General features: G+C 66.8%; 12 protein-coding genes and 3 pseudogenes. 9 read left to right on the forward strand and 6 right to left on the reverse strand.

The window, feature by feature from the left end; translation table 11 throughout:
* Positions 1–157: 157 nt before the first annotated feature.
* Positions 158–697, forward strand: a complete 540-nt coding sequence (locus ACWCPM_RS05665; protein WP_450974846.1) for a hypothetical protein — start codon at positions 158–160, stop codon at positions 695–697.
* Between the two features lie 353 nt (positions 698–1,050).
* Complete coding sequence (locus ACWCPM_RS05670) at positions 1,051–2,241, forward strand: PIN domain-containing protein (RefSeq protein WP_450974847.1); 1,191 nt, start codon at positions 1,051–1,053, stop codon at positions 2,239–2,241.
* 21 nt (positions 2,242–2,262) lie between these two features.
* Here ACWCPM_RS05670 and ACWCPM_RS05675 read toward each other — a convergent pair whose 3' ends face one another.
* The gene (locus tag ACWCPM_RS05675) at positions 2,263–2,520 is read right to left on the reverse strand and encodes a hypothetical protein (RefSeq protein ID WP_450974848.1); all 258 of its coding nucleotides are present in this window, start codon (positions 2,518–2,520) and stop codon (positions 2,263–2,265) included.
* A 56-nt stretch (positions 2,521–2,576) separates the two neighbouring features.
* The gene (locus ACWCPM_RS05680) at positions 2,577–3,269 is read right to left on the reverse strand and encodes a hypothetical protein (RefSeq protein WP_450974849.1); all 693 of its coding nucleotides are present in this window, start codon (positions 3,267–3,269) and stop codon (positions 2,577–2,579) included.
* Positions 3,270–3,482: 213 nt separating this feature from the next.
* Here ACWCPM_RS05680 and ACWCPM_RS05685 point away from each other — a divergent pair, with 213 nt between their 5' ends.
* Positions 3,483–3,659: a hypothetical protein gene (locus ACWCPM_RS05685; protein ID WP_450974923.1), complete on the forward strand. Its 177-nt coding sequence runs from the start codon at positions 3,483–3,485 to the stop codon at positions 3,657–3,659.
* Between the two features lie 1,193 nt (positions 3,660–4,852).
* Here the strand turns inward: ACWCPM_RS05685 and ACWCPM_RS05690 are convergent.
* Positions 4,853–5,200: a hypothetical protein gene (locus tag ACWCPM_RS05690; protein ID WP_450974850.1), complete on the reverse strand. Its 348-nt coding sequence runs from the start codon at positions 5,198–5,200 to the stop codon at positions 4,853–4,855.
* Positions 5,201–5,222: 22 nt separating this feature from the next.
* Positions 5,223–5,438, reverse strand: coding sequence for a hypothetical protein (locus ACWCPM_RS05695; RefSeq protein ID WP_450974851.1), 216 nt, complete (start codon positions 5,436–5,438; stop codon positions 5,223–5,225).
* Between the two features lie 426 nt (positions 5,439–5,864).
* Here ACWCPM_RS05695 and ACWCPM_RS05700 point away from each other — a divergent pair.
* A pseudogene (locus tag ACWCPM_RS05700) lies at positions 5,865–5,987 on the forward strand (IS110 family transposase); the annotation flags it as partial.
* A gap of 6 nt (positions 5,988–5,993) precedes the next feature.
* Here ACWCPM_RS05700 and ACWCPM_RS05705 read toward each other — a convergent pair.
* A pseudogene (locus tag ACWCPM_RS05705) lies at positions 5,994–6,766 on the reverse strand (IS5 family transposase).
* Positions 6,767–7,099: 333 nt separating this feature from the next.
* Here ACWCPM_RS05705 and ACWCPM_RS05710 point away from each other — a divergent pair.
* Positions 7,100–7,204, forward strand: a pseudogene (locus tag ACWCPM_RS05710) (DUF5655 domain-containing protein); the annotation flags it as partial.
* Between the two features lie 96 nt (positions 7,205–7,300).
* On the opposite strand, the gene ACWCPM_RS05715 reads toward ACWCPM_RS05710, so the two are convergent.
* A complete protein-coding gene (locus ACWCPM_RS05715; protein ID WP_450974852.1) occupies positions 7,301–8,047 on the reverse strand; it encodes a DNA-methyltransferase in 747 nt (248 codons plus the stop codon).
* A gap of 579 nt (positions 8,048–8,626) precedes the next feature.
* Between ACWCPM_RS05715 and ACWCPM_RS05720 the strand changes: the two genes are divergently transcribed.
* The 4 genes from ACWCPM_RS05720 to ACWCPM_RS05735 all read left to right on the forward strand — a co-directional run bounded on the left by ACWCPM_RS05720 (position 8,627) and on the right by ACWCPM_RS05735 (position 12,292).
* The gene (locus ACWCPM_RS05720) at positions 8,627–9,772 is read left to right on the forward strand and encodes a C40 family peptidase (RefSeq protein ID WP_450974853.1); all 1,146 of its coding nucleotides are present in this window, start codon (positions 8,627–8,629) and stop codon (positions 9,770–9,772) included.
* A gap of 85 nt (positions 9,773–9,857) precedes the next feature.
* Positions 9,858–10,166, forward strand: coding sequence for a DUF6112 family protein (locus ACWCPM_RS05725; protein ID WP_450974854.1), 309 nt, complete (start codon positions 9,858–9,860; stop codon positions 10,164–10,166).
* Positions 10,166–10,855, forward strand: coding sequence for a hypothetical protein (locus ACWCPM_RS05730; protein WP_450974855.1), 690 nt, complete (start codon positions 10,166–10,168; stop codon positions 10,853–10,855). The genes ACWCPM_RS05725 and ACWCPM_RS05730 overlap by 1 nt, the downstream gene beginning before the upstream one ends.
* Positions 10,856–10,882: 27 nt before the next feature.
* Positions 10,883–12,292, forward strand: a complete 1,410-nt coding sequence (locus ACWCPM_RS05735; RefSeq protein ID WP_450974856.1) for an SCO6881 family protein — start codon at positions 10,883–10,885, stop codon at positions 12,290–12,292.
* The last annotated feature ends 102 nt before the right edge of the window (positions 12,293–12,394 follow it).

A 12,394-nucleotide genomic window follows, 5' to 3' on the forward strand; every position in this document is an offset into this window, starting at 1 on the left:
GCCATGCCATGTAAGCCAGTGAGGGTTCTGGCGCAAGCAACGTGAGCGCGACTCTGCGCAGGACACGGATGCGTCACTGAATGGGTCGGGCTGTTTCGCGTGAATGCGTAAGGCTTCATGCAGTGGGGTCGCACCTTCAAGACGAAGGACTCTTCAGATGCCCGGACCTTACGGAAAACCGCTGGATAGCGTCCACTCTTCCCACTACATGCGCCACTGGACCAACCGAACGAGCGCCGGAAACGAACGCTTCTTGCTCGAAATTTACACGGGGTGGGTCCAGTGCGATATCGCTGTCCTGGATACGACCCAGCACTTCACGGTGAAGACTTTCCTCCCCGTCACACCAGGCCAGGTGAGGTTCTACTCGGGCGCTGAACCGGGGAAGCCAGGGTCGATCGACAGTTTCACGGTTGTCGCTTCTCCAGGAGCCTTGGCTCCATTCGAAGACGAAGCGACCGTTTTCGCTGTCGATAGCGCGGATGTGCAACTGGAGTCCCAGTTCTTCACAGGTGCCGGGAGCCAAAAGTGCCTGGTCCTCAACGCCATTCTTGGCTTGCTGAACTGTCGCATGTTCAACTACACCTATTCGGTGCACGTCCTGACGGTGGGCGAGCCAACCTTCAACGTATCGCCGATCCCCACCAACCAGCGTCCAGCTGGAGGGGCCAACCCCGAAGGTAACCCTGTAAATTGATGTAACGGGCGACTTTCAGCGCCTGCGCACGGTTTGACCAGTTCTGCTGCAGCCCGCGCTCGCGCGCCTTGAGCAAGCGTGTGGCCGGGAGAGCCGCACCGTCGGTCATGCCGCAGCCAGCGTCCGGGACGGCGGGGTCGCGCATGCCCCGGCCGCCGGTGCCACCTCCCTCGAGCCGCTCGTCTTCCCGGCCCCCGTAACCCCGAGCACGGGGGCCCGGATGCGACGGGCCGAGATCCCCGCCGCAGCTTCCACACCCCGAGCGCGGGGTTCATTTCACTGAAACCTGGAGCATTCACGCACCCGTTGCTGAGATCCTCGTTCGTCAAGGACAGAAGCCTGGGGGGCGAGCGTTGATCATCCTGGACACCAGCATCTTGCGATCCTTCAGCCCGGAGAGCAGTAGCGCCGACCTCCTTCGGGCGATCCGCACACTCAACGCGGAACAGGTCGGCGTGCCGTGGGTGGTGCTGGAGGAACTCGCCGCTCAGCAAGCCATCAAGTACCGCGAGAAGTACGACAAGGCCGTCCAGGCCGTTGAAGCCCTCCGCCAGGTGACTCCTTGGCCGCTGGACACGACGGTCGAGCCCAGCGGACTGGACCACGTACGGGAGCACTGGCGGAGCAAGTGGCTGGACATCGTGACGGAAATCCCGACGAGCGAGGAAGCGCTACGGCAGGCGGCATTCCGTGAGGCGAACAACCTTCCCCCCTGCAAGATCGTGAAGGATCTCAAGGTCGGAGCCCGGGATGCGGCTATCTGGCTGTCCGCTGTCGAGTACGCGCGCGACCACCCGGACGAGACCGTGTACTTCGTCAGCGCCAACACCAACGACTTCGGGAAGGGCACTACCTACCCGCCTCCTATGAGTGCGGACCTCGCCGGGCTCGGAGCGCGGTTCGTTCACCTGGTCAGCATGGGCGACGTGGCCACCCGGTTCGCCGAAGCGACCACGCCGGACGAGACTCTCGCGCTGAAAATCCTGAAGTCGCAGAACGCCACGCAGGCTGTCGAGAGGGCGTCCCGCGAAACCTTCCCGGCCGCCGACTACGGCCTCTTCCGGTGCAACGCTGCGAGCATGCTCGACGGCTACGGGGTGATCGTGCCGGCGGTCGGGTGGGCGTCCTCAGAGGCGGTCTTCAACGAGCTTGAGAGCATCCAGACATACCGCATCGGCGATCACGAGTGGTGCACTGCGGTCGTTCGATGGACCCTCAAGGGAACCGTGGCCACCGACGTTCAGTCCCTCAGGACCGCGTGGGCCGCCTGTAGCTGGACCACGTCAGTCCTCTTCAGCATGGACGAGAACAACCCGCGACTCACCGTCCTGCGCAATGAGGCACCATCCCCGCTCAGCGACGAGGCGTTCAAAGCTCTGGGCCTGCCGATGACCGAACCCACCCCGCTGGAAAGGCTGATCCAAGACTTCGTCGGCGAGATCACCTTGGACCGTCTTCGAGGCCTTCCACGGCAATACGAAGGCGCAGCCCTCCGGGAGGCGCTCGCCGAGCAGATGCGGATGGGTGACACTGCCGCCGGTTAGTCCGGCCTCTCGGCCGGCGGGTCAGAACAGGGCCATTGTGCCCAACGGCCCCACCGGCTCTGCCTCGGGCTCGTCGGCCTCCACGAGCTCCAGCTGCGCGGGCGCGGGCAGGTGCACGATCTCCAGCGACCCGGAGCAAGACACGAGAGCGTCGCCGAACAGCTCGGGCCGCTCGGTGGGGTCGTGCCGCCACAGGCGACCCTTGCCGGGGCGCCCTGCGACTATCCCGGCGGCGATCGGCCGGGCACAGCAGGGGCACTCAACTCGGGGCATCTTCACGCAAACCAGTGTGCCGAAGCCCGGCCTGCCGCGTACAGCGGATTTCGCGCCGCGCTTCAGGATGCCGAACCGCACGAGTCCAGAGCCTTCACCTTTCCCTGTTTCTTGGGCACGACGATTCCCTTAAGCAGGGGGTTAAGGGAGTCCACTTCTGTTTCCAGCTCTAGAAAAACCGGCGCCCTGGACCAGATCTTTCCTTCACGGTCAGTGAATACGAGCCTCTTGATCTCCCATGCAGTGTCGCTCAACAGCCTCGTCTTCTTCTCGCCTTCTCCATTCACGATGGACCCGCTCAATTCGCCCGCCTTGTACACGATTTCCGAGCACGGAGGCAGGTTGCTGTCAGCAAGCATGAGCAGGTCTTTCTCACCCTTGACGACGGTCGCGTCGACGAAGACCTGGACGTTGGAGACCGCGTCAGGCGAGCGGTTCACGAGATGGATCGCTCTTGACTGCTCGTAGAAGGAGTTCTCCTCCCAGAACGTCACCCGGGTCGCCTGGTCTCGTTCATCGCGCTCAGTGTCCTTCTTTGATTGGTCGAGCTGCGCCTTGGCTACCTCTGCGCTGTAGTAGGTGGCAACGGCGGTGGCTATGAGGCTACCGATCGCCGCGACGGCGCCGGCCGCCGTACCGATCGTGACCCATGGAATTCCCGCCCTCTGCTCCCCGCGCTGTCGGCGTATTCGGCTGGGAGCCGCGCTCTGGCGGGCAAGCCGCATCCGGTCGCGCCTTCGCTGATGGTCGCTCATCTGGCCATCCCCCTCGTCCCCTTTGCGTAGACGTTGCCACATTTCCGAGCGCTCTAGTACTCCAGCTGTAGATCGTGATCTTGCTGGTCGGGCCGGTGCGGAGACGGGCGCGGCCACCGTTGATCATCGTGAGTTGTGTGGACTTACGAAGGAACGGTGGCCGCAGGTCACAGCGTAGATCCCGGCCGTTGGCGGGAGGCGTTCGAGGTGGCCATGAGCCGAATCGCTGGCCGGTTCGCACGGGTCGAACCCCGGCTGCGGGCCGCGCGGTTGGTGCTCGGGCTCCTGTCGGACTTGCCGCGCAAGAACTGCTGGGTGCGCCACGAGGCGCCATGTGACCGAGTGGAGGTGCGAGACCTCTACCGCCGGGCCGTCGGAGCGGCCGGGTAGAAGCTGAGGGCAGTCCGAGCCGGGGAACGCCGGTGAGGATGGAAAGCAGCCCTGACAACGCCGGGACGGCACGGTACTGCCAGACGTGTCGGGTTCGGCAAGCAAGGCCAGAAGGCGTACGAAGAGGAACCCGTGTAAAGCCCCGTAAGTCTTGCACCGGGCTCAAATCTGGCGGATATGGGCCCGGGGTGCAGTGCGTGATCGCTCGCTTCGACAGGGGCGGTCAACTCCGAAGCCGGTCTCCAACTGCCGGTGGGGAGGCCACGCTGAAGGTCTGCGGCGTAGGCGTGGTGATGCTGCCGGGGTAGTAGCGGGACGCCGACCTGGCCGATCGGCACATGGTGAACGTGGGAACCGCCTGCGGTCGCCCCCGCTTTCTGGCATCCGGTCCGGAGGTCGAGGGCAGGCCCGTTGCCGGCTGAGGGCCGCAGGTGGGGCGGAGGCCCCGTAGTAGTCCGAGCGGAGGAAAGCTCCGTGCATGGCGAAGGGGGCCAGCAAGTCGGCAGGGAGGATGCTGCAATGCCGGGAGGCCGCTGGTGAATACCGACGCGCTGGAGTTCGCGCTGTTCAAGGCCGAGCGCCGGGTACTGGAGATGCAGACCAAGCTGCACTGTTGGGCGACCGACGATCGTGATCGCCGGTTCGATGACCTGTTCAATCTCGTTGCCGACCCCGCGTTCCTACTGGTCGCGTGGGATCGGGTGAGGAGAAACAGGGGCGCCCGCTCGGCCGGAGTGGACGGGCAGACCGCTCGCTCCGTAGAGGACGGGCAAGGCGTCGAGGCATTCCTCGACGAGGTGCGGTCCGACCTGAAAGACCGCATTTTCCGCCCGCTTCCCGTGCGGGAACGGATGATTCCCAAGCCGGGGACGGCCAAGCGCCGTCGGCTGGGGATCCCCACCGTGCGGGACCGGGTGGTCCAGGCGTTCCTGAAGCTGGTGTTCCTGCGAACCCGCAAGTCGATCGTCTCCGCAAGTACCTCGTCGGCGCCTACGCGGATGCCGAAAGCGCGGAGCGGCCCGGCCGTGTCCCACTGTTCCCAGCAGTGCCGGAAGTACGCTTCGACGCCCTCGCGGGTGCCGGGACCGCCGTTGAGCCAGCGAACCAGCAGCTCATCCTCCCCCGTGAGACGCGCCTCCACATCGTCCAGACGCGGCGGCGACAGAGTGTGGTGCCGATCGGTCGAGGAGACGTCAGTGGGGCTTGTAGTCGTTCCAGAAGGAACCCGTCCGGCGCCTTTCGTACGAGGCTTCAGCCCTCGCCATCCAGGCGTCGATGTCGGCGACCATCGTGGGGAACTTCTCCTTGAGAGGTTCGGCCAGCTCGACCAGCTCCTCCCAGGAGTCGGCCAGATAGGTCAGGTTCTCCAGTCCGATCGCGACCTCGACCCGGAACGGGTCGTCCGACTTCAGCCACTCCTTCCCGGTCTCGAAGATCTGCGCCCCGTCCTTGGGCTCGATGATCCAGGACATGGAGAGCAGTTGCTCCGCGACATAGCCAGGGGTGACATTCGGAGCTCTGTGGTCGACGAGGAAGCTCATGACGTCCTCAACCTTCACTGAACTACAACCTCCGGTACATGCGCCACGCGAACGCGCGCTCGTGCGGTGTGATGACTCGGCCGTCGGTGTACTTCATCGTCCTGAACATGTGGGACGGGTGGACCCCGGCCCCCTCGTCGATCAGTTCCAAGCCTGCCGAGGCCATCTCCTCTGCTGTGGCCTTCCCGAACTTGTTCCGCTTTGCGGCCGAGACGATCAGCAGACCACCTCGCTCCATGACGCGGGCCGTCTCCGCGTTGACCGGGTTGAATCCGAACGGATTGACAGCGGGGACCGTCCTGAAGGTTCCGTCCTCGAACGGCAGGTCGCTGTCACTGCCCTGAATGACATCGGGGTGTCGTTGTCCGTGTTCGTCGCGCCGGGCATCGGGTTGTCACCCCCGTTATGCTTTCCGCGGTCCTGCAAGAGGGCCGCTGGCCTCCGGGCCCGGCATGACTGTTCCCTCCTGTCGAACGGATGACCTGGGGGGTGGTGTCACCGGGCCCGGGAGGCGCCGTTGGAGACGCTGATGAGAGGTCCGACTACCGCCTGGCCTGGCGCAATGCCCGGCCGCTTGCGGGCGGCAGGTCTGCATAACGTGGATGCGCGCATACGACGCCAACGCCCTGGCCAGCACCGCACGAACCCCGTTCGGGAGGCTGGGTTGGACAACATCGACGACGTGGGCGTCTTCCTCGGCCTGGACGTCGGCAAGAGCGCCCATCACGGGCACGGACTCACTCCGGCCGGCAAGAAGGTCTTCGACAAGCAGCTGCCCAACAGTGAGGCTTTTTCAACCTGCGGTTGAGCTGGCGTGATGCAGGGTGAGCACGGTCTGGACGATGCCCGTGATGCGGGTGGTCGAGCAGCGAAGTCTGCGGAGCAGCCGCCAGGACTTGAGGGTGGCGATGGCTTGTTCGACGAGGGCGCGGATCTTGGCCTGGGATCGGTTCACGGCCTGCTGGCCTGTGGAGAGCGTCTCCCATCGGCCCCGGAACGGGACCCGGACGGTGCCGCGGGCGCCCTGGTAGCCCTTGTCCGCCCAGCAGGTGATGCGGGCCTGGTCGAGAGCGTCGATGATGCCGTGTTCGCGGGCTGCCCGTATACGTCGTGGACGGCTCCTGGCAGTGCGGGCGAGGCCCACAGCAGCCGGCCGAACGGATCGGCGATGACCTGCACGTTCATGCCGTGTTTCTTGTGCTTTCCAGAGTAGTAGGGCCGGTCTGCAGCGATCCGGTCGATCGGCAGAAGCGTCCCGTCGAGCAGGACGTACGCCTTCCCCGAAGCAGCCCGGACTGCCTCGGCGAGGGTCGGTGCAAGGCCGGCCAGCAGGTCGACGGCCTCCCTGATGTAGCGGTAGACCGTGCTCGTCCCGACCTCGAAACCTGCTGCGAGCTGGGCGTACGTGGTCCCGTTACGCAGATGCGCCAGCACCAGCAGGGCTTGACGGCCGACTGAGAGCCGGCGCCAGCGGCTTCCCATCCGACGACGGTGTTCGCGCAGACGGGTGGTAAGGAAGGACAGGGACCGACTGGACACGTCCAGCCCGCACGGGTAGACAAGCACGTGAAGCCTCTGGTGGGTACCGGGTGATCTTGGTCGTGAACCCGTCTACCAGGGGCTTCACTCATGTGTCGAACCAACCGGCCAGCCCACGCAGCAAGTTGGCAAAGGCTCAATATCTCGGGCTACGCCAGCAGCAGCGTCGACAGGACTGCTGCACGAGGTCGAGCTGCGCGTCATCCTCTGACCTGAGCCCATCCTCTACGGCTTCTACGGTAGAGCGTCGCCCCGCTGAGTGATCTGCCTACCCGCAGGTGGAATATCCAGGGCGTTCGTTCGATTGGTTTCCTTGCAGAGATCGCGGGAGGGAACGCTGGAGGCCGAGCTGATGTTGTTCCGGCCGGACATCTCGGGACCGGGGACCTGGAGGTGCGCCTCGCCTCGGCGACCGACCTGGAGAGGGCGGCGCCGCTCATCCGGCGGGCGTTCGAAGCGGCCTGACGCAACGAGAAGGGCGGCTGGTGCATCGGCTACTCGATGCACCAGCCGCCCTTCGGCGTCTGCGGGCCGCCGGCCCCAGGGTCTCCGCTCTTATGCTCATGCCTCCGGTCCGGCCAGCTCGAAGTCGTCCTTCGTCAGCTCGGCGCGCAGCCGCTTCTCAGCGATGTCGGCGTAGTGCGCGGACAGTTCGACGCCTACGAAGCGGCGTCCTTCGCGCAGGGCCGCGACACCTGTGGAGCCGCTGCCGGTGAACGGGTCGAGGACGGAGCCGCCTTCGGGGCAGACCTGGACGAGTTGCTGCATGATTTCGACCGGCTTCTGGGTGATGTGGACCCGGCCCTTGCGGGGCTGGGAGGCGATGTAGTGGCCGGGCAGGTAGAGGTCGCGGGTGTTGTCGAGGGATCCCTTGACGCCCCACAGGATGAACTCGGAGTCCTGCTTCGGCCCGCCCTTGCGGGGCCGGCTGGCGGGCTTGATCCATGGGATGGTGCCACTCCAGGTCCACCCCGCCATCTGCAGGGCGTCGGTCGTTGTGGGCTCCTGGCGCCAGTCAGAGAAGACCATGACCACGGCGTGCTCGGTCGAGGCCCGGTAGGACTCGGTGAGCAGTTCGGTCAGCCATGAGCGGTAGGAGCGCTGGTCGCGGTTCTCTCCAGGGAAGTTCGCAAGGCCATGGGCGCTGTTGCTGGTGACGTACTTGGCTCGCGCGGTGCGGCCGGTGCGCTCCGAGCTGGTTCGTCCACCCGAGTTGTAGGGGGGATCGGTGATCACCGCGTTGACGCTCTCGTCCGGGAGGGACTTCAGGACGGTCAGGGCGTCGCCTCGGTGCAGTGTGTAGCTCATGGGGAGGGCCTCTCTTCGGGCACTGCGGATCTGGACCTGCTCCGGACGGCGCTCAACGGCCATTGTCTCGGGCGAGGTTGCACCGGAGGTTAACGGCGACTTCCGGCCGCGCCTAACAAGGTGACCCGCGCTGCGGACGCGAGAGCGGGAGTCGTTTGGTGCGGCCGGAATCCCGGTCTACTGTCTCGCCGTGTCCCCGGGCAGGAGCCTCGCTCCACCCCCGTTGACCTGTGCTTATCCGTGCCGTCTCGTCCAATCGAGCAGCGTCGGCGGCACGTTGGCCACGCAGTCCCAAACGCCGTCCGGAGGTCCTCGTGTACTGCCTGAGATTACGAGCGCGGCTGGCTGCCGCTCGTGACCTGAAACCGGCGTCCGGGAACTACCGACTCCTCTGCCCCGGGGCCGCCCGAGAGGCGGATGCACATCGGTGCGGTGCCGACGGCTTTGCACGAGAAGTCGGCACCGCGCCTCCTACGAACACCGAGGAGCCGCTGCGATGCAGCATGCCCTGATACATCCGCGCCCCGACCCGCTGCCGTCACCCAGCCGGCACCGTCATCTCGGTGAACGGCGGCTGCGATGAGGAAGGCGACCGGAGCCGTCCTCGGTCTGTGCGCGACCGGCCCGCTGCTGCTGGCCGGTCCGATCCTTGCCGTCGGCGCCGTGACTGCCTCGGCTTCCTGCTCGATCGACGGTGCACAGGGCGTGGATACTTCCGCCGTCGCCACGCAGGTGAAGGCCATCCTAGACGGCAGCGACAAAGGCTCGGTCTCTGTACCGGGTCTGGACGACCCCGTAGAGCAGGTGCCCAATGCCAGGACGATCCAGGCCACGGGCGTCGCGATGAACATCCCGGCGCGGGGGCAGGTCGTGGCTCTGGCGACCGCCCTGCAAGAAAGCGGCCTGCGAAACCTGACCTACGGCGACCGCGACAGCTTGGGCCTGTTCCAACAGCGGCCGTCGCAGGGCTGGGGCACGACGAACGAGATCCTCGACCCGGTGCACGCCAGTACCAAGTTCTACGAGGGGCTCAGGAAGGTCTCCGGCTGGCAGTCCCTGTCCGTCACCCAGGCCGCCCAGGCGGTGCAGAGGTCGGGCTTCCCCGACGCGTACGCCAAGTGGGAGCCATTGGCCACCGCCTTGCAGAAGGCCATCGAGCCGTTGCTGCAGAAGGCCGGCACCTCATCGCCGAGTCCTTCGCCGTCCGGCTCGACCGACACCGGCAGCCCTTCACTCAGTTCCGCGGGCGGCTGTTCGGCGGACGGTGACGGGGCGGACTTCGGCACCATCCCGGCCGGCGCGCTGCCGGCCGAGTACGAGATCCCCGCCAACGCTCCGCCGAAGGTTCAGACGGCGATCCGCTGGGCGCTGGGACAGCTCGGCACCCCATACCAGTGGGGCGGGAGCTGCACCGACTCCCACGGCCAGAACCCGATGGGCCGGTGCGACTGCTCCTCACTGATGCAGCAGGCGTACAAGGCCGCCGAGGTCACCATGACGCGAACCACATACACGCAGGTCAAGGACGGCAAGGCCGTATCGGTCGACGCCCTTCGGCCGGGTGATCTCCTCTTCACCGAGGGGACCGCCGCAGTACCCGAGCACGTCGGGATGGCCATCGGGCAGGGGCTGATCGTCCACGCCCCGCGCACCGGTGACGTGGTCCGCATCGCGACTCTCACCTCGTGGAAACCGCGGATTCTCGCGGCACGCCGAGTCATCTGACGGCGCTTTCCTCCTCCACTTTTCCTCGCACCGCCGCTTCGCCCGTGCGGGCTTCGGCATGCAGTAAATCGAACTGGAGTTCCCCATGTATCTCGCTGACCAAGTTCTACGGCTCGCCTACGATCCCGGGATCAAGCCGAACGAGGGCGGCCTGCCGGGCCTTGACGTCCTCAGGCAAGTGATGGGTTCGATCAACCTCTTCGGCCTCATCGCCGTGGTCGGCGCCCTCTGCGTCAGCGCGGGCGTGTGGGCCTGGGGCCACCACTCCGGCGGCCACCAGGCGGAGGCGAACGGCAAGAAGGGCGTACTGGTGAGCGCCGGCGCGGCCCTTCTGCTGGGCGCGGCGAACGGCGTGGTCGCCTTCTTCAGCACGCTCGGGACGCAGATCCACTGATGGCTCAGCACTCCACCCACCCCGCCGGCGCGTCTCGCGTACGCCGTCGGGCGCTGCTCGGCACCGTCGCCCTGGTGGTGCTCGTCGCCCTCGCCGGCCTGTCCGCGTACCTCACCCGCGACGGCAGGAGCCCCTCCGAAACCCCTGCTCCGCCGACGAGTTCGCGTACGGCTTCCTCCCCACCCGCGGCACCGTCCGGACGGCCCGCGCCGCACACCGGTCTTCGTGACCTCCCGGCCCCGCCGAAGACTCGCGACCCGATCGCGTACGGGAAGGCAGCAGCGGCAGCGCTGTGGTCCTACGACACCCGCGCGTACTCGCAGGCCGAGCTGCGGAAGGCTCTTCGCGGGTGGTTGACCACGGAGGCGAAGTACGCCGATCCGGCCTCGGTCGACAAGGTCGTCCCTTCGCCTGTGCTGTGGAAGGAAATGGCCGCCAACGGCCAGTTCGCCACGGCCAAGGTTCACGAGGGTCACTTCCCGAACGCCTTCATCCAGGCCCTTCAGGAGAAGCCGGGGGCGATCACTGAGGCGTACGTGTACGCCGTCACGGTCTCCGGCAAGCAGTCGATCGCCTGGAAGGGGTCGCGCGCCGGCGGCGCGGAGAGCCGTGCCGCCACCCTCGCGGTCCAGTGCCGGCCCGACCGTCCCTGCGCCCTGGTCGGCGTCCTGCCGTCCGTAGCGCCCTGACCCCCGCCTCAGAAAGGAGGTAGCACCATGGGAGTCTGCGACTTCCCACTGATGGACAAAGTGTGCGGCGCCGTTGACTTCGCCGCCAACCCCGCCGGCACCGTCACCGACGGCATCGGCGCATGGATCGCGAAGTCGGCGGGCGAGCTGGCGGCCAGTGCGGCCGATCTCGCCGCCGAGTCCGTCAACACGACGACGGCCATCGATCTCAACGCCGGTTGGTTCCGCGACAACTACGAGCTGCTGCTGCCCATCGGGCTCGCCCTGACCGTCGGCATCTTCTGCATCCAGCTCATGACCGCAGCATGGCGACGTGACGAACGCGCCCTTGTTCAGGCGGCGTTCGGCACGATGACCGGCGTCCTGTTCAGCTTCTCCGCGATCGCCTTCACCACCGTCGCCATCACCGTGGTCGACGCCCTGTCCGATGGCCTGTTCCAGGCGGCCAACACCTCCGTCGACGACGCGATCCGCCGCGTGGTCAAGGTCGATCAACTGGGGACCATGTACGGACTCGGCTGGGGTGTCACAGCCCTGGTCGCCGTGGGGTGCGCGATCGGCGCCTTCCTCTACTGGGGTGTCATGGTCGCCCGCAAGGTCGGCGTGCTCATCATGGTCACGCTCGCCGTGTTCGCCGGGGCCGGCGGCGGCTGGGAGGTCGCCAAGCGGTGGCGGCGCGGCTGGATCGAGGCCACCGCCACCTTGATCGTCTCCAAGCTCCTGATGACCGTCGTCTTCCTCATCGGCGTCTCCGCCATGGGCAAGACCGACACCAGCGACGGCATGGCGGCCCTGTCCGACGCTATGGCGGGCATCGTTGTGATGGTCCTGGTTCTCCTCTGCCCCTACGCCACGTACAAGTTCGTCCACTGGGCCAGCGACGGCAGCGGCCACGACGACCTGCACCGCACCGGGGTAGCTGGCATGGCGGTGGTCGCAGGAGCAGCGAAGACCGCGGGCACTCTGGCGATGCAGGCAAGCACCGGAACCCCTGCCCCGCAGGGCCCGAACAAGGTCCCCGGTGCGGGTGCCGACGGTGTCGCCTCCGGCATCAGCCCCTCCGGCGGCACCCTCAGCAAGGAGGGCATCGACGCCGGCCCGCCCAAGCAGCAGACCCGCCTCCGCTACGGCGAGGACCCGAACGCCACCGGCGACAAGGGTCACGCCCTGATCCAGCGCCCGGGAATCCCCCCGCTCATCACGCGTCCCGGTGGCGGCGAAGCGGAAGGATCCGAGCTGACCGTCCAGGGTGTCAGCGGCTCCGGCCATCCCGCCGGCGCGTCAACTCCTGAAGGCGGCGCGACCTACGCGGGCACCGTGTCGTCCGCCGACCCCGCGCCCTCGACCACGTCGGCACCCTCCAGCGCACCGTCGGCTACGGGTTCCCCGACGTCTACGAACTGGGTGTTTCCCACCCAGCCGCCGTCAGGTCCCTGACCCACCACACCCCGGGGGGCGGGCTGCAATCTTCAGCCCGCCCCCACCCCTGGGCCTGACTGGCTATCGGGCGGCCCCTCCGCTGTGGCGCCCGACCGCAGG

The organism is Streptomyces sp. NPDC002309, assembly GCF_053593375.1.